A 22,338-nucleotide genomic window follows, 5' to 3' on the forward strand; every position below is an offset into this window, starting at 1 on the left:
GAGTGGATTATTTTATGCCAATATATAGTGCAAATATAGTTCCACAGATGACCGCAGCTAATGTCCCATCTCCATTTGTGATATCTGCATCATCGCAATACGATGCTACAAATTATCCCGCTTGGAGGGCTTTTGATAGAGGAATGTCTGGAACCTTTACAACATGGCTGACTCCTGTAGGTACAACTACGGGGTGGCTTAAAATCGACTTGGGTGTCGCGAAGGTTTTAGGAAGATATACGTTGTATCTTGGAAGTGAGGGTGGTGTAGATGTAGCAATGCCTAAAAGTTGGACCTTCGAAGGTTCAAATGATGGTTCTGCTTGGACTGTTTTAGATACCAGAATAAATGAGCCATCATGGTCTGCAAAAACTAAACGTATTTACACATTTTCAAACGGTACATCGTTTCGTTATTATAGAATTAATTTAACTGCAAATCAGGGAAGTCCAAATTTCATTGGGTTTACGGAAATGGAGTTAATGGAAGTATCGTTTGCTAATCGCGTTTTAATACTTAATAATAACGCATACAAGAAGTATGTTGGTTCAGCTTGGCAAATTGTAACAACACTTACTCCAACGGAAACAGATTATTTAAATGGCAATACAGCCAGCGAATTGTCGGTAATACCTGAGACCGCATGGTCTCAACTCACTGGAAATGTTGAATTATGTTATTACACCGATGATTCAGCCAAAACAGAGTCACAATTTTCTATTGAAACTACACCATTTACACTTGCAGAAGAATGGGAAAATAAAGCCATAAAGGTCATTGAATATACAGATAACCCCACTCAAACGGAATCAGTAATTACAATGGAGACTGAGCCATTTAGTTTATATGATGAGCTAGGTGATACCGTTGATGTTTTATATTATACGGATGATGTAACTAAAACATCTGCAAACTTAACCGTGACAGCTAACTATACTCCACTGGATGATATTAATGGAGATTTTGAAGTGGTAACTTGGACAGATAATCAGGATATTGGAGTAGGCAGCGAACCTACGTTAACTTATGAAGCTTTACCGTTTGAACAGTTGATTGCTAGTCCAGCTGACATCGTATCGTATGGATCAATCAAATCACTTGTTGCAAGTAAAATTAGCCAAACGACTGAAGGTACAATGAAGTTCATTGTTTCGTTCGACTCTGGAGCTACATGGAAAGTGTATAAGTTTGGAAAGTGGAGAATCATTGATATATTGAATAAAAGTAATATCAAAAAGAATGGCATGACACTAGATACGATTAATTCGATTCCTGAAAGTGCTTTGGTTGGATTGAAAAGAATCGGTTATTACCTTGACAACAGTATTCATCGTAGCGGAGAAGTGGCTCAATTGGATTATTTAAAGATGATTTCAAATGCTCCTACTCAAGATGTACAGTTTAACGATGTGGCTTTTTATCTACTGAATACGACAGCAACGATTCAACTTCAACTCCAGGGAAATAAATTGGTTGGACAATTAAATGATGCCGATACAGGCAGAGTACAATACAGAGTCATACTGAATGGGAATTACTATTATCCAAATTTCGGTGAATTCTCTCCCCTATTGCCCTCCCCACAAAACATCCAACTTAATTTATCTGAAAAAGATGTACTCTTTGGGCAAGAAAATGTGCTCAAGGTCGAATTTAAAGATTATTGGGGTCAAGTCGATTCCTGGCAGACGACATTCGTTGGGACATACTCAGGTATTATGTTTAAGGACGAATCAGGGAAATTCTACTCCAATTCCTTTGGAGAGATCTTAAAACGGTTAGAGTTTGGAACCCTCTTTGCAGGACAGACTACCCTAGAACAAAAAGTTATCGTTAAGAATCAGTTAGGGGTTAAAGTGCAGAATCTCCTCTTAGAAATCGTGAAGGAAAAACTCCCTCCAGGCGTTTCCATTGAATTATCACGTTCAAACTTTCCTTTTTCCGCCGAAGACCCACTCCTTTTTAATATGTTTTTTGATGCAGATGAAGAATTTGAATTTTATGTTCGAATCGTTACCCAGGCAACCGCACCAACAGCAGCCAATGGACAGTTTGAAATTAGAGCAAAAGCAGATCCAGTTTAACAAGATCTCAATACAATGAGATAGAGGAAGTGTGTAAGTGGATGAAGTAAATGATATTAGTAGTGTTATCACTATAAAAAATAGACTATCCAATAAAATGGATGGCAGTTTTGTTTTATACCGTACTAACGATGAGGACATCGAAGCCAATCTTGTCATTAAACAACACAATGGTGATGACTTAAGATCAGTCATTGGGATTAAGGTTGAAAAGCATCATGACATCGATGCTTCGATAGATGTGATGTATCGTGGGAACACAGAGATTCAAGGTGGCATCGAAGCCATAGCTGTGAATTTCTTGGAATCATACATAGAGGTTAGACCCCATAATCAAATGTTCGGTGGATTTGAATTATTCGAGGCTCCGAGAGTAGAAGTTACTCTCTCCCCTGTAGCTGACGCAACCACACGAAGCAGAGATGATTTAAGAACCATAAACTACGGTGATACACGTAGTATGTTAACCGGAAAAAGCCCAGACGAAGAATTTGGTGCCTTTGTGCAATTTGCAGATTTTCAAAATTCAATTCCTGATTTGAAATTCATTGAAAGTGCAAAGTTGAGACTGTATTATGCCAGTTTCCCCTTAGACAGCGACCTTGCATTGCATCAACCCAATACGATCTGGCGTGAACTGGGAATCACCGATGCTAATAAGCCACACTCTGTAGAGTTACTGCATGACTCATACACCATCAATACCATTGATCGATATGTTGAGTTTGATATTATGGAAACGGCGTTACGTTGGCAATCAGGGACGTTGGAGAACTATGGTTTGATCCTCTCAACTACGGACGACAACAGATTGACATTCCTCACCAGGGAATCTGACCGATCACCACAATTAATCATCAAATATGTAACCTCCCAAGTTTATAGTATTGGTCGTTCTGAGATGGAATCAAGTATCTTCGTTTATGGTAAAAAAAACTATGACATTTCTGGTGTGTTGACAGTTGATAGTGATGTGGGAATATATAATTTAGAATCATATCTATATGTACATAGACAAGCAGATTACTTGTACAGTGACATTCCATCTAAGATACCAATCTCAAAACCAGAACTCTTTTCATTTTTAACGATCCAGAAACGTGAATATACAGAAATCGATGCCACACTGACTGTAGCTGTACATAGTATGACGGAAGTTGAGTCAAATGTTAGTTCAAGTAAACCAGATATAGACTCCTCATTAACTATTGATCCTAAAATATCATTGGCAAGTTTGATCACTATTGCAAAACCTATGACGGAAGATATAAATTTTCTATTCGCAATCTCTAAACCTGATTTAGCTTCAACACTGACCGTATCCGATCACACCAGAGCCAATAATTATCTGGATTCTGAGTTGACGGTACGAACCGAGTATGAATCATTTATGGATTCAACACTCAGCATATCGATAAGAGATATGGCGGGATTATTGACTGTAAGGGCCATAGATCAAATCGACATGGATGGTATAATCCAGGTTCCCGATAAGTTTGACGTAGACTCTACCCTTGGATATTCTCATCCTGACTTAAAGGGAACGATAACCATTAGGGCAATTGGCAATGAGTATCTAGATAGTTCCATTGAGGTTCCTTATTATGAAGACCTACCTTCAACATTTGGGTATTCACATCCAGATTTAAGTGCAGTTCTAACGGTTACGTATACCTCTGAGGTAGACGGTGAAATGTACGTAAAGGATAAAGAATATCTGGATGGATTAATCGATGTAAAGAAAATCAATGAAATTTCCGGTTATTTAATGGTCAAAGCTGTCAATCAAATCGATAGCGAGATAAGTGTTAATCGTCCAGAGTTATTTGGGTATCTTTCTCCAAGAGTAGTCGGAGAAAATGAACTTATTGCTGAAATATTGATTAAGAAAAGAAATGTGGCAGACTTGAACAGTTATATAAGTGTTCGAGGGCAAGGAAATCGTAATTTTGTAATACTATTTTAATAAGAAGAGTTGATGAAAGAGGGGTTTTATCACCCTCTTTTTTATTTTGATTTCGGAGAGTGTAAAGTGAATGATTTAAATTTAAAACTATTAGCCAATAGAGACTACACCTTCCTCTATGCAGCTTCAGGCATTATTGGAACAATAGTATCTTACGCATTTGGAGGTTGGAGTGGCTTGTTGGAAATTTTATTGTTGATGTTTGTAATTGATTATATCTCAGGCTGTGTAGCTAGTATTAAATCCGGCAAAGGATTAAGAAGTAGCGTTGGATTCTGGGGTTTGATAAAAAAAGGCATGATGTTACTTATGGTGTTTTTGGGTCACAGAATTGATTTAACACTAGGGATGACAATTGTTATGAACGGAACAATCTTCTTTTGGTTGGCTAATGAAGGGGTTTCAATTATTGAGAATTACGGAAGATTGGATTTGAAAATCCCTCCAGTATTCACTAAGGTGTTCACTATATTTCAGGAACGGGCTACAGCAAATCAAGAAGACAAAACAGAACAGCAAAAAGAAGAGGATTAATGTTCTACCCGGCTAGAGTATCCCCAAAAATCTCGTCTCACTTGGATTATAGCATGGAGTATTTGAAAGGAGAATATTAAAAAAATGAAGGAAATCGTATATTACAGTCTGAAAGATCCTCGTTGGAAAAATACCAAGTATTCTATTCGAAATGATAAATCTTAAACGATAGCGACTTCGGCTTGTGGACCAACCAGTTTAGCAATGGTAATTAGCACCTTAACCGACACTATTCTTCTACCCATGGAAGCAGCTAAGTATGCTGTTGACAATGGATATAGAACGAACAATGAGGGTGCTTTTTGGGACTACTTTAACATCTCGCTACTAAGTATGATCTGACCTATCAACAGATATCTAAACTAGATGATGCAAAGTCTGCCGAATCTACAATCTTCATCAATGTATTTAGGATAATTGCATTTTGAACAGAATTCATGTTCACGATTTTTGAGTTCGGGTATTTTCATATGTTTGGCAAAAGTATCTCTAACCTCTCGGAATAAGGTTAACCACTCAATCAAGTAATCATGAGACATTTCATTCTGATAATTGCTATGGATTTTCGCAGCAATAACACCTGCATCAACATCGCTTTCGTTCTCAAGGATAGTGAACACTTTATTATGTACAGCTATGCTCTTAATGGCTTCGTCTGAAGAATAATCTCATTGTAGCAGGCTTTTTTATTATTCCCTGGATTCAACGTAAAGGATTGCTAACCAGTAAACAGTTTGATCAGATCATGAGTCTTAGCAATATTGAAAGGCTTGTTATTGATATTCTACCCATTGCAGACAAGTATAAAAATGAAGTTAACTTTGTTTTGAATGTTGCTGACGAAGTGATTGACTATGTGAATACATATGCTAATGGCACAATGTCAAAAGCTGATAAAATGGCACTTTCATTGAATCTGATCCAGAGCATTTGCGAGAATTTTGGAGTAAAACTGAGCATTCAAGAAGTAAAAATAATCGAGATTATTATTGAACAAGGAATTGAGATTGTTGATAGAAGCAATACTAAAACTAAGCCCCCTTTTGGAGATTAATCCATTGGGGGCTTTTTTGCTCTATCTTCTTTGTTATCTGATGCATAATGTTAAATTGAGGAATAATGACATGGTTGCGATCTGCGGAAGTTTCTAGTGACAGAATGTACAATATGCTCTTTTCGTGACATAATTGACGATGATTTTGCTCAATCTAGAGCAGCCAACAGCTCCTTAGTAACCTGCTGTAAAATGTTCAACCGGTGTGGGTAAGGAAACTTTTCCTGCTTCGCTCATGGTTGTGCTCCTTCCCAACTCCAGAGTGATAGATCTGATTACGATACAATTAGAATCTACATTGTCCGAGACCATTCCCTCCGTTGAATTATTATTTTTACGTATTTGTGTCATATCGCTTAGTACCTATCTTAAATGGGCTCTCGCCTAGCTCTTTAATTAGGCGTTTGCATAGCATGAGGTATAACCATTTGGGAGGTAACAAAGTGCTGAATAATCAAATGTATCCAATGCATCAACAGATGCCGCAAGCCATCATGGTCTATCCAATTGATCCCTATGTCGTTGAAACCTTAATGTCTGTAAAAGGTAAGCAGTTGGTACTTGAAACCACTCGCGGCGGGATTAGCGGCTGTTTGATGGATGTAAAGCCAGACCACGTTGTATTGGATACCAGAGGCAGAAAATTCTTTGTACGCATCTGTGAGATCGTTTGGATCATGCCAGAGTAAATGGCAGTTCATGAGAGAGTTGCGAAAGCAGCTCTTTTTTTATGCCTTTTCCACCTGAGCCCCGAGAAGCTTACTGCCGGTGTCTTCTCGTCCGCCTGGGTTGATCCGGATGGTGCAGAGAGGATGAACTATGTGCTTCACGTCTGTTCCCTCCCTGGGGCTATGCCCCCTCGAAACTAAAATCTCTGATCCGCGTACAAATGTTAAATTATTGAAAAGGATGCTGCGTTTTGAAATATAATAGAAGATTGCTCTCTGCGCTTTTTATAGGCATCAGTTTTGGCATTGCATTCTCCATTGTTTTTGATAACATCGCCATTGGTGGCGGGTTAGGACTTATATTTGGAGTCTCCATGTATGAGGCAGAGAAACCAAAGCCCCCTAAAGATAAGTGAGGTTCCGCTCATGCCTAAATTTGATAAAGGAGTTGGTGAAGATGGTGGGCTTCGCTATTCTTTTCATAGCACTTTCACTGATCAATATTTTCTTTCCGTCATTGGGCTGGTACACGCGTTATGGTTGGATGGTAAAGGGCGACTCCGAACCAAGTAAGGCTTATCTCGTAATCAGTAGAGTAAGCAGTATTATTATGCTTCTTCTCTTTTTCATATTCTTTTTTCCGATGCTGTAGATTTAAATGGACTAGAAAAGGCAATAGCTCCTGCCTCCTTCATTGCGAAAATCCACCTATTATCGTATTGTTTATTCAAAGGAGTGATTGTTGTGCGTATAGCTTTTTGGATTGTATTTGCCTTTGTTGGTATTTTGATCTTTGGGATAGTTGGCGGCTTAATTGGCCGTAAGAAACGGAAGTAATCAATAGGGGCTATAACAGCCCCTATTGATCTATATAATGAATGCTACCACGCGGATGAATTGATTTGAGCAATTGCATAACTTATCTCAAAACTATTGGAGGTTGTTACGTAACAGCAGACGTTGATAACACCGTTCAAAGTGCAGAAACGGTCATTCTTCATGCCTTTTAAGTTCCATCCACACTTAGGGTAAATCGCTCTGATCGCCTATCGTAACCACATCCCAGGACATAGAAAAAGGCCACCCTTTTAAAAGCAGAGACCTTTAAATTTCTGAAATTATTTTATTTCATATAAATCAAAACGCGCATATTGCCAGCCGCGGGAGCGTGTTCTTTAAAGGTGGCTCCGCACGGGCCTGATGTACTTAAAATGCCGTTCCGGATTAAAATAAAAGTAAATCATTCTACCGGGGGAAGTATCAAATGAGTAACCCGTGCCTGCAAAATCAAAAGTTGCCATTACCCGTTCAATCTTTTCCTCCACACTACGATTCTCCTGCTCATAATCGAATGGCCCATGTTCAAATACAATATATTTATCTTCCGGAACATCAGCCATAAGCATTTGTGGTGGTACTTCGCCTTTATAATCCAAAGGAAGCCGTGCACCATAACACTCTGTACGCGGAATCCCCCAATCGCACAGTCTGCCGTCCGGGTCATTCATATACGCCATAATCTGACCGCTGCCCCCATTAGCTTCACTCCCGCCATCGTCATCCAATTTGCCCTTGATACTATCGAGTAAGCCGCAGACGGTTTCGTAATCCTGTCCCTGGATAAGATTTTGCTTTTGCCAAAAATCCCAGTACCCATTACTCTCATAGTTTTTAATGTGCAAAAATTTGTGAGCGGGAATGGTTACAAAATAAATTTTTACATCATCTGTAGATTTCATCATCCCAATCTCTCCCAATCCAAAAAAGTAGCGGTCAAACGGGTTTAATTTTGTACGAAGAACGACTGGCTTAGGATTTTTCCGGAAATTACTTGGGGTTACAGCATAGGTTCCCTTAAAGGCTCTGGTAAACGCTTCATGTGATGAAAAGCCATAATTAAAGGCAATATCTAAAAGGCTTTTTTCACTATCCCGAACTTCTTTAAGCGCAAAGGCTAATTTTCTATGCCGCAGATAATCCCTAAATTGCATACCCGATATTTCCTTGAATTTTCTCGTAGTATGAAATTCGGAATAACCCAGCCTGCGGGAAAGATTGCGTAGTGTCAAGGCTTCATCATTATAATTTTTAATACATATGTCTATTTCATCAACGATGATTTGAATTTGTTTCTGCCACTCGTACATTCGTCATTTCACCCCGTTTCAATCACCCTACATTTATTTTAAAGATAATGGAAGATCCTTACTTGATTTTACTTGCTGTTATTTCATTTCTCTCTTTTTAAGTTAAATGTATATAATCATCAGGAACTACGTCCAATATATACTTGCGGATTTACAATATATTAACGTATACCGATGAAATGGAGTGATGATAAATGGCGACAATTATTAGTTATGGTTCAGAGGCAAAAATCCCGTTAGACCCGTTCAATTCTGCTGTAACGGTTGCGGGGATTCCTGGAGCAGGCGCGGCACTAGCCACAGCGCAAGTAAATATTAGTCCTGCTAATCCTGCCTCTTTCTCCAGTAGAGTCGAGTTAAAAGGCAGCTTTAGTCTTACTGCACTTGCTAATAGTCAATTTTTAGTTATCATCCGGCGTGCCGGGGTCGATATTTATAGTTCCTTTTTTCGTTTTACTACAAACACTGATATCCAATTAAATGTTCTGTGGGTGGATGGTCCTTATCTTGGAATCCACAACTATGAATTGATCATCCAAAATGATAGTATCTTGCCTATAAATCTTTTTGGGCCTATAGCATTCACAGCAACCGCTATTGGAGGAGAAGGCGTAATTTAAAAAATTAAAAAAAGCCCTGCGGACCATTACTGGCGGCAGGGCTTTTAACCCTGCTCCCGGACTGCACGCCAGCTCACTTCCATTTCTCCGCAACATTGTCCTCGCCTTCATAGTAGTCCACCCGCTCTTCCGCCATATAGATTTCCTCGTACGGCAGAATGTTGATCTTTCCGGAATCCGGATATTCGCAAATATCGATCCCCAGGTTCGTACGTAAATCCAAGTACCTGCAAGGCTCTGCGGTATGATTAAATAATTGATGTGCCCCTTCCGGCCCCGTTTCAAAAAACACCGTATCACCTTCCTGCACTTCCTGAAACCCTGCTGGCGTTCTGAGCGTAGCCCGGCCTGAAATAATTACAAATACCTCTTCAACACTTCTATGGAAATGATATGGATACGAATACTTCCCTGGATCAAGCGACCTGATCTCAAAAAGCAATTGCTTCGCCCCTGCCATCGCCGCCAGCTTCCTGCTTGTATGCCAAGCAAACTCAGGAACCGGGGATTGTCTTTGTTCAAACGAAACGTTCTTGTCATTGAAAATAGTAGCCATCCTTGTACCCTCCTAGTCGAAAATGATATTGTTATACCAATCGCCGCCAGTAGTATGAATAGCATTTATTCATATTTGTTATATTATACCAGACACCTGCTACAAACTCCTTACTCCGAGAGGACCTATCTAATGAACATCAAAAGAAATGAAGCCATCATCTATCTCATTTTAAAATACATCGAGCAGGAAGAAGAGCCTGAATTCCGGGAAATAGGCACTAGTAAGAAAGCTTTCTACGCTGCCCTGGAAGAGATACATAAAGCAGACTGGGCTACTAATATTACTTTTAAACGGGGCGGTTTACTAAATCGCATAAAAATGGCCGTTGTTACCGGCAGCAGGCTAACTCAATCCGGCCGTTACTTCATCACAGACTTCGAGCGTAAGGTTGCCAGTGAGGATAGCCATCACAATATATAAATCATAAGGAGAGGTGTTCCTGAATGACAGGTAGTGAAATGAATCCTAAAGTGGATTTTTTCTTTAATAAAGCAAGTCAATGGAAGGAAGAATACGGGAAACTCCGGACGATCCTGCTTGGATGTCAGCTGACAGAGGAATTGAAGTGGGGGGTTCCTTGTTATACGTTTCAAGGCGGGAATATCGCTCTAATCCACGGATTCAAAGAATATTGTGCGATTATGTTCGTCAAAGGCTCATTGCTGCCTGATCCCCAGGGCATTCTGATTCAGCAAACCAAGAATGTGCAGGCCGGGCGCCAGATCCGGTTCACTACGGTTCAAGAAATAGCCGATAGGGAAGCTACTATTAAAGACTATATCTATAATGCCATTGAGGTTGAAACCGCTGGTCTGGAAGTGGATTATAAGAAGGATACGGAGTATGAGATTCCTGAAGAGTTTCAAACAAAGCTCGATGAGAATCCGGATTTGCAAGCAGCCTTTGAAGCCCTAACCCCCGGACGAAAAAGACAATATATCACTTATTTCACAGACCCCAAACAATCCAAAACCCGTACAGCACGGGTTGAGAAGTATACGCCGCATATTTTGAACGGTAAGGGATTGAGTGATGATTAGGTTGATACTTAAAAAAACCACCCAATGGGTGGCTAGTTAAATACTATGTTTTCAATTGCACTTCCCAATTGTTTCTTTAAATCCTCATAGCCTATTTTTGACAGCATACAGCCGTTTTTGCTGGTCAGATTAAAGTACGCTGTTTTGAAAAAGTCATTCATCCGTACGATCTTCCTCACATTAATGGCCGCTGTACGGTCTCCCACCGAAAATTCGAACCCGCTATTATTCAGTGCTGTACACCAATAGCTAAGGGGACCTGTCGTATAATAGGTTCCATCTTCTGTGTATACAACGACTTTTCGCAAACCGCTGCTGTGCTGCATATACAAGATTTCATCAATCGGCAGAGAAACCACACCGGATTGGCCATTCACATCTTTTGTCACTGATAATGTAATCATAATTGTCCGCTCCTTATTTCAATAACTCTGAAGGAGTTTTCGGTTGATGAATATACAGAATACTTGCAGTACTGACAAACGTCAAGGCTACTACCGACAGACAAGATGCCAATCCGTAAACGATGCTCTTATTCATCTTCTGTAGAATTTTAGTCAATGGATTTCACCTCCCTTCGTGGAGTTTTAATCAGAGTAAGCGCTTGTACAAAGAAACTGACCGATACTGTTGGAGATATAATAATGAAGTTGGCCGCAATCATTACAGCTGCTATTAGCTTTAACAGTGGGTAATACTTTTTAGGAATCCTACTTTGATGCTCAATATTGGATGGTGCGTACATGGCTACAAGAAGAATACTGATTAGGTTTAGCATTTGCGTCATTTGTACATCTGGCTTAACAAAAGACATTCCTGTAAATAGCGAAGTAGTAACTACTACGCATAGAACGCCAGATTGAAGATGCTTTCCTCCACTTGTTTGCCTTAATAACGCAAAGGTTACTAGTATAATAAACGTTTCTTTGGTATTACCGGTAATCATTGAGAGAAGTAATGTCAAGCCGATTATAAATACAGCGTTATAAATACCTTCCAGCGCATATTTAAGTACTGCTTCACTTGTTGGATGATGCGGAACCGCTTCTTTTATAGCTTTTGCTGTGCGGGCAGATAGTTTTTCAATCACTTTTTTGATCCTTTCGGATGGCGTAGTACAGTAGGTAAGCTGATGTAACCGCGAAGTAAATAATATTAATGTAAGTCTCGTTATAATATAGAACTGATGAAATGGAGATCAGAAAAAGCATGATCAACAGGATAACCGAAATATCTTCAAACTTAAACTTAAGCTTATTCAAATCGAAACTAAATCCATAACCTAAGCGATAAACTAACCATGCCCCTGATATAATCAGTACCCCGCTTACGGATTGCAGTATGTACCCATTACTTATACCTGACTTGGCAGCATCGATAGATCCAAAGAGAAGAATTGCAATCCCAGTCTGCACTACACCAAATATGACATAACCCGATATGGTTGACAATAATGAAAGGATCAACGACATTCTCACAAAAACAGCAAAGAAAAGAACGAAGAAACCTATTGTAACCAAAGGCATAATATTTCCTAAGGTAAAATCATTGCGAAGTACATAGCTTTGAAGATTTATCAATAGGGTTAACGATAAAGCCTGCCATACATGCTCCTGAAATCTAAATCTGAACAAACACATGATTAAAAAATATAAAGAAAATGCCTCTATACCTGAGAAAAACATGAACCCCACAGGTTCCCACGACAAAACACAACACCGCCTGACATAATTATAATTCACAAGATTAATTATATAACTGTACCCGGTATAGCGTATACTATTTATTTCCTGCGAGGCGGTACTTTTGTCCAGCACAAAACTCTCTCCCCTGCATTCTATATAAAGAACCTTAATAGAAAGGGGTAGATTAGCATGGCGACTCGTCAGCCGGATTTGGTGTTAATCAATTGGAGCCGGAACCCGTTAGTGCCCGGATCTGCACGCAGAATTACCGCCAGCCGGGTTATCGGAAATGCCGAACCCTGCTTGCCCAGCTTAAGAACCAACGGATTGCTTAGCACGGCCTTAGCCTGTCTTCAGGACAACGACATCGGTTTCAGAATCGTGTTCCGCAAAAAAACCTCAAGCATCAGCGGATATTTGTTACTCCAGCGTAATTGACCGGATTTCAGGGGTCTGGCTAATGGCCAGGCTCTTTTATTTTGCAGCTTCTCTTAGGGATAAGCGTAACAAGTGAAGGGAATCCAGGCTTATTGCTGCCTTTCTCTGGTCCACGCGGGATTAATATCGGGGGAATGTATGGTAAAATACACTAATACAAACAGAACATCCGCCGGTCTCTCCTGACCATACACCAACGGATGTTCATCGCTAAACAGGATTGTTAATTTATAATTCCGCCCATGTTACATTTAGCTCTACAGTACCTTCCTGGGAAGCCAAAGAACCGCCGATGATCGACCAGCTCTGCTTATTGTCTTTGGTGGTACCCTGGATAATCAGGTTCTTGTCATCAAGGGTCTGCGCAGAATCGCTTCCGAGTCTTGAAGAGAAATAATCCTGATAGAGCTTCGATACTGTATCCATGCTTTGCGTTGTGGTGAAGATCAGAAGAGCTGTCTTTTTGCCTTCGTTCTCTTCAGAATGGGATAGCTTGATTTGAACATCCTCCGGCAGCGGGAAATCCTCCGGCAGATTCTCCGGCAGCTCTTGGGAAGCAGCAGAAGCATCCGGCTGAGCCGTAACTCCATTGTTCCCGGCGGACGGTGCAGAGGTCTGCATAGAATCAGTTGCAGGCACATCCGGCTGATTACTGCAGGCATTCACTGCCAACATGGATAACATCATCGATAAGGTCAAGATTAGTTTTTTGGTATACACAGCTTCACTCCTTAAGCGTTCTAGGCCTAACATTGCCAGTAAGATATGCAGGCTTACCGGATAATACCCTTTATGCTATTCCGCCAATCAGCTGATTGATTTAATTACATCTATTCAAGGAGACATGGATATGGATAAGAAAAAAGACTCCTCCCAAGGCATCGCCCTGGGCTTATGCTTTGGTATAGTGTTTTGGATGGCTTTTGATAATTTGCCTTTGGGCATAGCCTTGGGTATTGCCTTTGGAGTTGTTTTCTCTAGACCCGGCAAATCTAAGAATGATCCAAAAGATCCTCCGGCTGAGTGAACCGGAATGATATATTCACGGCAAAGGAGTCATTAACACATGTTCCAATCTAATAACGGTAAGAAGCTTACCAGGTACGGCTTGATTGTATTTGCTCTTACGATTTCGTTGGTGACAGCTGTCCTGTCGAAAGATGAACCGGACAATAACTTTGAAACACTGGACACAATTGTTCTTACATATCCTTCTCAGGCAGAAGTTCTATCGGTAACCGACGGAGATACTTTCAAAGTTAAGTTCGAAGATGGTTCGGTAGACAAAATCCGGCTCCTGCTCATTGATACTCCTGAAACCAAGCGCGCCAATACACCGGTTCAGCCCTTTGGCCCTGAGGCCAGCGAGTACTTAATGGAGCTTCTGAACGGGCAAACGGTTAGGGTCGAAATGGATGTGTCTGAACGTGATCAATACGGCCGGGTTCTGGCTTATGTCTATCTCGGTGATGAGATGGTGAATGAAATGCTGGTCGCAGAGGGTCTGGCCAGGGTTGCCGTGTATCCGCCGGATGTGAAATATGTGGATCAGCTCAGAGCCACTGAGAAAAAGGCTAAGTCTGCGAAGCTGGGGATTTGGAGCATAGAGAATTATGTGACCGACCGGGGATACGACACTTCTGTCACAGCTACCCCTGCCAACAAAAAATAGACCCGAGAGACAAAAGTCTCCCGGGTTCTTCTATAGTTATTTATAATAGGAAGTAGTCAATGGAACGAACATGGATGAGCCGTCTTGTACGTCTCCGGTTACATAGATAGAGCTTACTCCGGCAATGTCCACCTCTACGGTTACGAGCCCTTCTTCAGGGGTAATGTTCAGCTTCTTAAGCACCGTATCCGTATCGCTGTCTTGCACGGTAAAGTCTTTAATATCAGTGCCGATCGCCGCTACCTGAATGTACAGCTTCTGATATTTCTTGTTCGGGTAGAGCATGAACGAGCTGCCGCGAGTGCCGCTGCCATTATCGAAATGGACATCTTTATAGTCCTTATCTTTATAGACAGTTTTGTCAGGATCTTTGGTATGGTATGAGGAGTCAAAACCGGCTGCAATGGAGACTCCTTCCGTCTGCTCGCCTAATGAAATGGTATTGGAGGCGGCATCGAATTTAACGGTAACTCCGAGCAGATCCGACACAGACCGGACTGGCAGATACGTAGTATCCTTATAAGAAATCGGAGCGATCACTGCACCGCTGCTATTCTTCAGCTGCACAGGCTGGCCATCTACCTTGAATTTAATTCCCGGGTTCAGAAAAGCTTTGATCTCCTGCAGATTGGCTCCGGCGTATACCCCCGTCCCCATTCCTCCAAGTACAGCAAAAACAGTCAGCGCAGCGGTTAATTTCTTTTTCACCCGATCAAACTCCTCTCCATGTATTTCAAATTTAAAACTTACATACTGGGAGTATAATAAATCTTACCATAATATGCAAATGGCTGAGAATCCGCCGAAATACAAAAAAACACCCCGCCTTCCGGCAGGGCATCCATACTTCCAATTCCAATTCCAATGCCGCTATGTATCATTTAGAACTCATCTTTTTTGTGAACGGATTCGTAATGGTTGCGGATTTCCAGATTCTTGGCATGATTGTACAGATCCAATGCAACAATTCCTCTGCGCGCGAGCTTCACTACCAGAACGAATAAATAAATACCGAGCCCCAGACATGCCAGCCAGACTAAAAAGAAAAATATACTAAAACTACCGGCAAGCAATGACCCAAAACCTGTTGCCATCATTTCTTACAGCCCCTCTCCTCGTATATAATTCAGAATCTTTAAGTAAATCATAATTGCTTTGGAACAAATTGTATATACACTCAAAAAAACCGCCGGACCGGAGTTCAGCGGGTTTGTTCTATGCATTTCTTTTATCCGATGGAGGTTCCTGAGAATGTCACGGGTCCCGTAACACTGGCTGCATTGAGCAGGATATTAAGACTGTTATTGGCGACACCCAAGCTGTATGCATGATAACCAGCGGGTACACTTCTATCCATATAAGCAATAGTAATAGGCTGAATGGCCAAAAGCGCAAGGCCGCTGGAGCCCATATTGAAGATGGGCTGCCCGTCCCGGTACAATGTGAAGACCACATTGGGTACGCCGAGCGTAGTTTGAAATCCGATGGAGGCACTCAGTAATACAACCCCCGAAGTTACAGTAGCAAGGCCAAACTCGGCCAAGATCAAATTGCCCGCAGGTGAAAGAATTGGAATAGATACAGTCTGACTGCCCGTTGTCGCAGTACTGGCCCCTGTGTCGATAATCGTTGCCATGGTGATTCCTCCTCTCTAATCTTCTACTCATAGAATATGCTAGAGGAGTTTATGAGGTTGGACAAATCAGATTAAATTTCAAACTGTGCATGCATGATCAGCGGCTGATTAGCGGCTGTTATCTTTGGGTGGTACCTGAGATTGTCCGGTCAAAGGATCATACTGCGGACGTTCCCCGGCAATCTCCAGCTCAATGCGCTGCAGGGAATAGACAAGTTCACCAAAGCCAATAAAAAACATACCGGCTATGCAGGAAACGGCGAGAAAGATTACAACACCAAGCACACCGCCCAAGTGGAATCCCACTGGAATACAAGCAAATACCCCCAGCACGATGATCGCCACGCCAAAATACTTCAGGTAAGCCCCTTTCATCAGTTGTCCTCCTTGTGATTACTCAGTATTAAATAAGCATAGCATATTTCTTGTGGAACTATTTGTAAATGAGTCATGTGACAAAGCTGCCGGGGGAGATGGGGTAATTTAAAGTTCTATTGAGAGTTCTATTTAGAGTTCTATTAAAATTAATAGTAATAATAATCCATTTTCGCTATAATGATTTTGCTTTATTACGAATCTGGGGGAAATTACTTATGAAAACAAATTTAGTTAAGATCACTATGGCTTTTGCTCTGCTGTGCTTACCGGTTGCAATAACTGGATGTGGCGGTTCTCCTGCCGATGTTACCCAATCTGCAACTGCAACTGCTACTACTACTCCTACGCCGCCGCTTGCAAATTATTCAGTGGAGGATAAGACGCTGGAATACCTAGAGAGCTTTGGCACCAGTTCCTGGAATACTGAAGCATCCAAGGATATCGCCGAGAAGATCCGGGTGAAGGCCAGAGAAAGTGAAGAGGATAAATATACTTACCTGGAAATCGCTGACTCTATCGAGAAAGATGATATACAAAATGTGAAGAAGCTTTTCACGAAAATAGGGGGAGTTATCCCGGCGTCAGTGGTTAGCAGATACCCAGATCCCACGCCAACACCAGTCCCGACCGTAGAACCGGCAGAAGGCGGGGAAATTGTAACGTATTCCGATTTAGATCAGGAATTTGGAGCTAGAGCACTAAATTTGGCCAAGAATTTTCTGGAAAAAGACCTGTCCCAAGAAATTAGAGACGAAGCTCAAGAAGTTATTCTCAAAAGCCTTGAGTTTCTAACTAAAGAAAATCAAAGCAAATTTAAGGAAATGGCCATTGCCATACAAAAGGATGACAAGGCAACTGTTGAGAAACTATATACTGAGTTGTTGCCTTTATACCAAGGTATACCTGCATCAGCTGCGGCTGCATCAGCTGCGGCTGCATCAGCTGCGGCTGCATCAGCTGCACCTGAGCCTGTGGCAGCACCTGATGATATCATTCATCTCAAAGGAAAAAGCGATCAGGCTACTGACTTCTTCAATTTAAAGAGCGGTATTGCAATTGTGGAAGCAACAGATGCTGGCGATTCGAATTTCGTTATTTATCTATACGATGAAACAGGAAATTCCAAGGAGATGCTGGTGAATGAAATTGGACCTTACAAGGGAAAATCCTTAGTGGTGATTCCGGAAGACGGGAAATACATGCTGAATGTAGAATCAGATGGCTCATGGAAGGCTGATATTACTCAGAGCATACCTGATAACATTAAGAGCGCTCCGGTCAAATTAACCGGCAAGGGGAATGATGTTGTTTTTGCGAGGCTGCAAAGCAAGCTGACCCGGTTCACATCCAAGCATGTAGGAGAATCCAATTTTGTTGTCAAGGTGAATGACAGTCTCCTGCTGGTCAATGAAGTTGGCAACTATTCGGGCTCTACGGCCGAAAGCATTGAATCAGACGGGATTTATGTCTTTGCCGTTGAAGCAGACGGACAATGGAGCATTAACATTGAATAATCTCTTATAACCTAAAAAGATTGCTACTCCGCAATGGAATAGCAATCTTTTTTCTTTTGGCAGCGTATCGCTAGCTCTATTATACTAATTGCTTAAATTATAAAAGGTCACTTTCACCTGAATGGGAACCGTAGTATCCGTTGCATTCAGGTAGAGCAGCGCATTTCCGGCACTGCCGTCCCAATAGCTGAAATACAGATCCTGTACAGCACTGGCACCACTCATTGTGCCCATTTGGATTTGGCCGCGGTTGGTAATATTAAAGTAATAGGGACCCGTCACTTTACCCGTATCCGATTGCTTCTCTACAACGGCTTTAATCGTTTTGGCGGAGGCTGTACAGAGCAAATATGTGGTTTGTCCCGGCTGCAGAGTAAGAGTTACTGGCGAATTAAATCCCGGCGCCAGAGAAAGGGCATGCGCAGAAGGAGCGGAGACCCACAAGAAACTTGCTGCGAAGAGAAACACGATCAATGTTTTTAATTTTCGCATTTATTAATATCCTCCTTAATTCTTTGGGTATAGGGGAATCGGTCTGAACGAAACGCACAGCACTCGCTTGGCGAAGTCCGGCTCAACAGAGCAGCAGACTATTTGCACTTCACACTATCCGGCAGATTGGAGTCTATAAGCAAGTCTCCTTCCCTCTCAAAACGGTCTATATGAGCATTTTTAATATATCAGGTATATTTTCCCTTGTAAATATTTAGAATTTAATAGATTCTGTATGATAATCTCCTGTGATTTCGATTAGATTCCCATCCGGGTCTTCAATCATGAAGCAATGATAAGGCCGCACAACATTGATATAGAAAATCTCAGATACTGCTCCGATATCCAGTGACTTCACCCGCTCATACTCTGCATTCAAATCAGTAACATTGAAGTTAAGGATCACATTATTCCCGTATCGAACCTCACTTTCTTGCTTATAATTCAAATACGCCTCATTAAAATGCTCCGACACATCGCTGTTCGTGCGGATCAATTCCTTATCGAATTCCGGATTCCATAACGCGAGTGTGTTCCCGCAGTGGAATTGTGCCCAACGCTCCAGCTTGCGGGAATCTGCTTTCATATTCAGCAACGCTTCATAAAATGCAATGGAACCCTTCATATCACGGACGATTAGATACGTACAACCCAGCTGCATTGGAATACATCTCCTCTATAGTAAAATCATTAATCATGAGGCCACTATAGCAAAACGTACGTTCCCTTCGCAACGAGGTTTTATACTTACTACATAAGGAATAGTTGTATTTCGTGCAGTTAAAAGACGGCGAAAAGCCGGATGAGCTAGGATAAGTGTATTCTGTACAACTAAGATTGAGAAAAGTGTTCGTTTGGGGCGTAGCTGTTAATTTTAGTTGTATGAAGTGCAGCTAAAACTCCCACGGGGCAAAAATTGCCCGTTTTAGTTGTACAAAATACAGTTAAACATGAAGCGAGCGTCTCTTAGCAGACAACCTGCCATTCTGGCACGGTGTCCGGCGTAGAGCTGGTGGAATCAGATTGCTTAAAAGCGTTCCAACACCTATTCCTTCATTCTCATCACACCGCCGCTCTCTTCCAGCTCCAGAAATACCGGCCGTTCGTCGGGAGTCTGATTCGGTGTATGGATCGCCAGCATCAGCTTATCGCCGAAGGTCCGGAATACCATCGCGTGTCCGCCGTCCTTCTGATAGAGTGCCTCCTCCTGATGAATCCACGGTCCGGTTATCTCACCGCTCCCGGAACGGGCAATGCCCAGCGCATAGGTGTTATTAATGAAGCTGGCCCATAGCAGATACAACGTATCATCGTCACTTGACCTGAACAGAAATGGCCCATCTGTTACATAATTGAGCTGATCCGCATACCGCTTGGATACAAACGGTGTTGACCATGGGGCTTCCGATGCCCGGAATAGAATAACCGGCCCTCCTTCCGCACTCCGCAGGTCCTCCGTTAACCGTATAGCGCAGACCTCCCCGTCTCCAGTCTGCTGCCACTCATGACAGAAGACCATCCATGGCTGGTCCTGCTTATCTATATAGAGCGTTCCGTCCAGGGAGCTCCAGTCCTTCGGGGTCACCGGCCCTTCGCTATGCGGGGTAAACGGACCAAGCGGATGTGTCGAAGCAAGCACAGCCGTCCCCAGCAGGTCATTGTCTTTGCGCCGGAAGGTGGCGAACATGATGTAGCTCTGGCCGTAAGCATAGACTTCCGGAGCCCAGAAATTCTGCTCGGCGTAGAAATCCGCCTCCGGCCGGAATATCGGGAATGGTCCCTCCCATTGCTCCAGATCCTTGCTTGTGTAGGCGTCGAATCCCGTTCCCTTGCCCCAGATATTGCTGTCGGTGCTGCCATACAAATAGTAGAGTCCTTGTCCTTGTCCTTGGCCTTGTCCCTGTCCCTGTCCCTGTCCTTGTCCTTGTCCTTGTCCTTGTCCTTGTCCGGCAAGCGGCAGCACAAACGGATCTCTGATCTGTAAGCTGTTGTTATCTATCATTTCTAACTCTCCTTTCTACCACACACGCTGCAAGCCAATATTTATATAAGGTGTACTTAGGAAAGTACACTAGGTCATAAGGAACAAAGGTGAATATTGGAACTGGAGGAGCGAATGCGTAAAGTTCAACCTAATTACCGGTATTCCGGCAGCACCACTCCTATATCGCTGATGCTCCTGAATCCGCCATCCGCATACTCCAGCTGTTCATTGCCCTTAATCGTGAACGGGAGGCTCTTGCCCTGATAACAGATGCTGCCCCCGACTTCGCGGATACTCATCCCGATAAGCTTCAGCAGCTGTCCGCTCCGGTCCGTGATTACGCGGACTCCAAACGGAAAGGCCATGTACTCCTCCATGTCCCGGTAGATTATCGCCCCCTGGCGGGTAGTGATCAGCTCATAGACTGCTCCATCTACCGCCCGGCGGTATCCTATCTCATGGGCCACCTCCTGGCCATGATCCATATCATAAGGAAGCAGTCCGGTGAACCATAGCTCCTCCCCGGCAACCGGCATAATCCCGCATAGCCGCTCCACATAATCCAGCAGGCACAGAATGGCCGGAGAATACGTTTCCGTATAGCCCTCTTCTCCTGTCCAAGGGCTTAACGTCTGGGCAAATCGTGTCATCCGCGACAGCGCAGCGAGAATAGGCAGCATTACCCAGGTCAACTCGACATAACGCCCATGATGCTCAAAGGCATGCGCCGCGCGGATGATACTGAGGAAGTTGGATGAGCCGCCCCAGGTGTTGTAGCTGGAGAACGGATCAAACCGGGGGTCGTCCATCGCTATGGAGGTGAACGGATATTTGGTGAAGAACTTGCTGGTATTCAGCAAATAACGCCGGAGTGCAGCATCAAAGAAATCGCGGTCTCCCACTTCGCAGGCCAGCACACGCAGCAGCACATCCGACTGTACACGCACAAACCGGCCTCCGCGGTCACGGTCATAGAAGAACTCATCTTCTTCGTCATAGCAATGGCTGAAGAGGCTCTGTCTGCTGGCCGCAGCTTTGGCATCCCACACGGTTCCATCCTCTCCAAGTTCCTCTGCTATTCGGGACAGATACAGCCGCTGGCAGTAGACATTGGCCGTTAAATCTGGGGCCAGAAAAGGCAGCAGTGGTGAATCCGGGTTACATTGCGCCGCATCGTCCAGATGTGGCGTATCGGGAATATGCCAGAAACGCGGGGACAGATCATGTCCGGTATCAAAGGTACAGAAGGCCTCCACGCAGCCTGTTCCTCGTGTATCGCGCCAGCTGGCCAGCCACTCGTCGAATCTGCTCATCGCCTGGTACATCGAGCTGAGGAACATCCTGTTACGTCCGTTCTGCACATAATGATTCCAGACACTCCGGGCCAGCGGGGTCACCATCTGGATCTGACGGTAAGCCGGCCCCGCAGGGGTTACTTTGTAAGGGATCAGTCCATCCTCACGCTGATAATCGGCGAACAGGCAAAAGGTCGCTTCCGCCACCTCCGGCATAAAGCGTGACAGCAGCTCAGCGCTGATGGTTCCCGTACTCTCCAGCCAGCTGCCGAGATAGACACCTCCTTCGTGCAGAACATGGCCGTTGCCGTCCATCGGCACGATACAATCCATAAGCTTATGCAATCCGGAGTAATAGACATTCTCCATCGCTTCCGATGAGGCGGCAAAAGCAACTCCCGACTGCCTCCATTGCTCCATAGCGCCACGGTCCGCCGCCTTCTTGAGCACTCCAATCCGGTCATCAGCCGTTACTTCGCGGAGCTGTTGTAATAAGTCCCTGGTCATGTACTTCCCTCCTGTATCTTCGCAGTCTTCCCTACACAGAGAAGCAGACTGCCCGGGCAGTCTGC

29 protein-coding genes are annotated in these 22,338 nt (G+C 43.1%); 13 read left to right on the plus strand and 16 right to left on the minus strand.

The genetic code is table 11. The annotated features are described in order from the left end of the window. Positions 1 to 14: 14 nt before the first annotated feature. The 7 genes from MHI42_RS06350 to MHI42_RS06380 all read left to right on the plus strand — a co-directional run bounded on the left by MHI42_RS06350 (position 15) and on the right by MHI42_RS06380 (position 6,958). Positions 15 to 2,084, plus strand: coding sequence for a discoidin domain-containing protein (locus tag MHI42_RS06350; protein WP_342423197.1), 2,070 nt, complete (start codon positions 15 to 17; stop codon positions 2,082 to 2,084). A gap of 37 nt (positions 2,085 to 2,121) precedes the next feature. Next, positions 2,122 to 4,050: a DNRLRE domain-containing protein gene (locus tag MHI42_RS06355; protein WP_342423198.1), complete on the plus strand. Its 1,929-nt coding sequence runs from the start codon at positions 2,122 to 2,124 to the stop codon at positions 4,048 to 4,050. A gap of 66 nt (positions 4,051 to 4,116) precedes the next feature. After that, positions 4,117 to 4,584, plus strand: coding sequence for a phage holin family protein (locus MHI42_RS06360; RefSeq protein ID WP_342423199.1), 468 nt, complete (start codon positions 4,117 to 4,119; stop codon positions 4,582 to 4,584). Positions 4,585 to 5,329: 745 nt separating this feature from the next. Then, positions 5,330 to 5,638: a hypothetical protein gene (locus MHI42_RS06365; RefSeq protein ID WP_342423200.1), complete on the plus strand. Its 309-nt coding sequence runs from the start codon at positions 5,330 to 5,332 to the stop codon at positions 5,636 to 5,638. Positions 5,639 to 6,096: 458 nt separating this feature from the next. After that, entirely contained in the window at positions 6,097 to 6,327 is a 231-nt protein-coding gene (locus MHI42_RS06370) for a YuzF family protein (protein ID WP_342424689.1), read from the plus strand. Positions 6,328 to 6,557: 230 nt separating this feature from the next. Beyond that, positions 6,558 to 6,722: a hypothetical protein gene (locus MHI42_RS06375; RefSeq protein WP_179093550.1), complete on the plus strand. Its 165-nt coding sequence runs from the start codon at positions 6,558 to 6,560 to the stop codon at positions 6,720 to 6,722. Positions 6,723 to 6,763: 41 nt separating this feature from the next. Beyond that, positions 6,764 to 6,958 carry a DUF6199 family natural product biosynthesis protein gene (locus MHI42_RS06380; RefSeq protein WP_076245371.1) on the plus strand — a complete coding sequence of 65 codons (195 nt, stop codon included), beginning with the start codon at positions 6,764 to 6,766 and terminating at the stop codon, positions 6,956 to 6,958. Between the two features lie 523 nt (positions 6,959 to 7,481). On the opposite strand, the gene MHI42_RS06385 is transcribed toward MHI42_RS06380, so the two are convergent. Continuing rightward, positions 7,482 to 8,453: a helix-turn-helix transcriptional regulator gene (locus tag MHI42_RS06385; protein WP_342423201.1), complete on the minus strand. Its 972-nt coding sequence runs from the start codon at positions 8,451 to 8,453 to the stop codon at positions 7,482 to 7,484. A gap of 194 nt (positions 8,454 to 8,647) precedes the next feature. On the opposite strand from MHI42_RS06385, the gene MHI42_RS06390 reads away from it, so the two are divergent. After that, positions 8,648 to 9,073, plus strand: coding sequence for a hypothetical protein (locus MHI42_RS06390; RefSeq protein ID WP_076245366.1), 426 nt, complete (start codon positions 8,648 to 8,650; stop codon positions 9,071 to 9,073). 73 nt (positions 9,074 to 9,146) lie between these two features. On the opposite strand, the gene MHI42_RS06395 is transcribed toward MHI42_RS06390, so the two are convergent. Beyond that, positions 9,147 to 9,629 (minus strand): cupin domain-containing protein, encoded by a 483-nt coding sequence (locus MHI42_RS06395; RefSeq protein WP_342423202.1) that lies wholly within the window; start codon positions 9,627 to 9,629, stop codon positions 9,147 to 9,149. A 132-nt stretch (positions 9,630 to 9,761) separates the two neighbouring features. Between MHI42_RS06395 and MHI42_RS06400 the strand changes: the two genes are divergently transcribed. Continuing rightward, complete coding sequence (locus MHI42_RS06400) at positions 9,762 to 10,052, plus strand: hypothetical protein (protein ID WP_342423203.1); 291 nt, start codon at positions 9,762 to 9,764, stop codon at positions 10,050 to 10,052. Between the two features lie 23 nt (positions 10,053 to 10,075). Continuing rightward, positions 10,076 to 10,672 carry a YdeI family protein gene (locus MHI42_RS06405; protein WP_342423204.1) on the plus strand — a complete coding sequence of 199 codons (597 nt, stop codon included), beginning with the start codon at positions 10,076 to 10,078 and terminating at the stop codon, positions 10,670 to 10,672. Positions 10,673 to 10,704: 32 nt separating this feature from the next. On the opposite strand, the gene MHI42_RS06410 is transcribed toward MHI42_RS06405, so the two are convergent. The 6 genes from MHI42_RS06410 to MHI42_RS06435 form a co-directional block, all read right to left on the minus strand. Further along, on the minus strand, positions 10,705 to 11,076 hold the full coding sequence (locus tag MHI42_RS06410) for a LytTR family DNA-binding domain-containing protein (protein ID WP_342423205.1): 372 nt from the start codon (positions 11,074 to 11,076) through the stop codon (positions 10,705 to 10,707). A 13-nt stretch (positions 11,077 to 11,089) separates the two neighbouring features. Continuing rightward, on the minus strand, positions 11,090 to 11,212 hold the full coding sequence (locus MHI42_RS06415) for a cyclic lactone autoinducer peptide (protein WP_156123117.1): 123 nt from the start codon (positions 11,210 to 11,212) through the stop codon (positions 11,090 to 11,092). Positions 11,213 to 11,225: 13 nt separating this feature from the next. Continuing rightward, a complete protein-coding gene (locus tag MHI42_RS06420) occupies positions 11,226 to 11,762 on the minus strand; it encodes an accessory gene regulator B family protein (RefSeq protein ID WP_342423206.1) in 537 nt (178 codons plus the stop codon). Then, complete coding sequence (locus MHI42_RS06425; RefSeq protein WP_042212760.1) at positions 11,755 to 12,381, minus strand: hypothetical protein; 627 nt, start codon at positions 12,379 to 12,381, stop codon at positions 11,755 to 11,757. The genes MHI42_RS06420 and MHI42_RS06425 overlap by 8 nt, the downstream gene beginning before the upstream one ends. A 176-nt stretch (positions 12,382 to 12,557) precedes the next feature. Beyond that, positions 12,558 to 12,695 carry a hypothetical protein gene (locus MHI42_RS06430; RefSeq protein WP_342423207.1) on the minus strand — a complete coding sequence of 46 codons (138 nt, stop codon included), beginning with the start codon at positions 12,693 to 12,695 and terminating at the stop codon, positions 12,558 to 12,560. Between the two features lie 328 nt (positions 12,696 to 13,023). Then, positions 13,024 to 13,515 carry a hypothetical protein gene (locus MHI42_RS06435; protein WP_052769994.1) on the minus strand — a complete coding sequence of 164 codons (492 nt, stop codon included), beginning with the start codon at positions 13,513 to 13,515 and terminating at the stop codon, positions 13,024 to 13,026. Between the two features lie 130 nt (positions 13,516 to 13,645). Here MHI42_RS06435 and MHI42_RS06440 point away from each other — a divergent pair, with 130 nt between their 5' ends. Both MHI42_RS06440 and MHI42_RS06445 read left to right on the plus strand, forming a co-directional pair. Continuing rightward, positions 13,646 to 13,822, plus strand: a complete 177-nt coding sequence (locus tag MHI42_RS06440) for a hypothetical protein (RefSeq protein WP_171716491.1) — start codon at positions 13,646 to 13,648, stop codon at positions 13,820 to 13,822. A gap of 39 nt (positions 13,823 to 13,861) precedes the next feature. Beyond that, complete coding sequence (locus MHI42_RS06445; protein WP_342423208.1) at positions 13,862 to 14,467, plus strand: thermonuclease family protein; 606 nt, start codon at positions 13,862 to 13,864, stop codon at positions 14,465 to 14,467. Between the two features lie 36 nt (positions 14,468 to 14,503). Here MHI42_RS06445 and MHI42_RS06450 read toward each other — a convergent pair whose 3' ends face one another. From MHI42_RS06450 to MHI42_RS06465, 4 genes are all read right to left on the minus strand, one after another. Then, positions 14,504 to 15,175 (minus strand): stalk domain-containing protein, encoded by a 672-nt coding sequence (locus MHI42_RS06450; protein ID WP_042136296.1) that lies wholly within the window; start codon positions 15,173 to 15,175, stop codon positions 14,504 to 14,506. A 173-nt stretch (positions 15,176 to 15,348) separates the two neighbouring features. Beyond that, entirely contained in the window at positions 15,349 to 15,564 is a 216-nt protein-coding gene (locus tag MHI42_RS06455) for a hypothetical protein (RefSeq protein ID WP_039297855.1), read from the minus strand. A 131-nt stretch (positions 15,565 to 15,695) separates the two neighbouring features. Next, positions 15,696 to 16,103: a hypothetical protein gene (locus MHI42_RS06460; RefSeq protein WP_076245352.1), complete on the minus strand. Its 408-nt coding sequence runs from the start codon at positions 16,101 to 16,103 to the stop codon at positions 15,696 to 15,698. Positions 16,104 to 16,211: 108 nt separating this feature from the next. After that, the gene (locus tag MHI42_RS06465; protein WP_342423209.1) at positions 16,212 to 16,478 is read right to left on the minus strand and encodes a hypothetical protein; all 267 of its coding nucleotides are present in this window, start codon (positions 16,476 to 16,478) and stop codon (positions 16,212 to 16,214) included. A gap of 218 nt (positions 16,479 to 16,696) precedes the next feature. Between MHI42_RS06465 and MHI42_RS06470 the strand changes: the two genes are divergently transcribed. Beyond that, a complete protein-coding gene (locus MHI42_RS06470; RefSeq protein WP_342423210.1) occupies positions 16,697 to 17,995 on the plus strand; it encodes a hypothetical protein in 1,299 nt (432 codons plus the stop codon). A gap of 84 nt (positions 17,996 to 18,079) precedes the next feature. Here MHI42_RS06470 and MHI42_RS06475 read toward each other — a convergent pair whose 3' ends face one another. The 4 genes from MHI42_RS06475 to MHI42_RS06490 all read right to left on the minus strand — a co-directional run bounded on the left by MHI42_RS06475 (position 18,080) and on the right by MHI42_RS06490 (position 22,273). Continuing rightward, complete coding sequence (locus MHI42_RS06475) at positions 18,080 to 18,487, minus strand: hypothetical protein (protein WP_171716495.1); 408 nt, start codon at positions 18,485 to 18,487, stop codon at positions 18,080 to 18,082. A 214-nt stretch (positions 18,488 to 18,701) separates the two neighbouring features. Continuing rightward, positions 18,702 to 19,148: a VOC family protein gene (locus MHI42_RS06480; RefSeq protein ID WP_342423211.1), complete on the minus strand. Its 447-nt coding sequence runs from the start codon at positions 19,146 to 19,148 to the stop codon at positions 18,702 to 18,704. A 384-nt stretch (positions 19,149 to 19,532) separates the two neighbouring features. Next, positions 19,533 to 20,489 (minus strand): glycoside hydrolase family 43 protein, encoded by a 957-nt coding sequence (locus MHI42_RS06485; RefSeq protein WP_342423212.1) that lies wholly within the window; start codon positions 20,487 to 20,489, stop codon positions 19,533 to 19,535. A 134-nt stretch (positions 20,490 to 20,623) separates the two neighbouring features. Next, entirely contained in the window at positions 20,624 to 22,273 is a 1,650-nt protein-coding gene (locus tag MHI42_RS06490) for a hypothetical protein (protein ID WP_342423213.1), read from the minus strand. Positions 22,274 to 22,338: the final 65 nt, after the last annotated feature.

This window comes from Paenibacillus sp. FSL E2-0178, from assembly GCF_038593005.1.
In the GTDB taxonomy this organism is placed as follows: domain Bacteria; phylum Bacillota; class Bacilli; order Paenibacillales; family Paenibacillaceae; genus Paenibacillus_AQ; species Paenibacillus_AQ phytohabitans.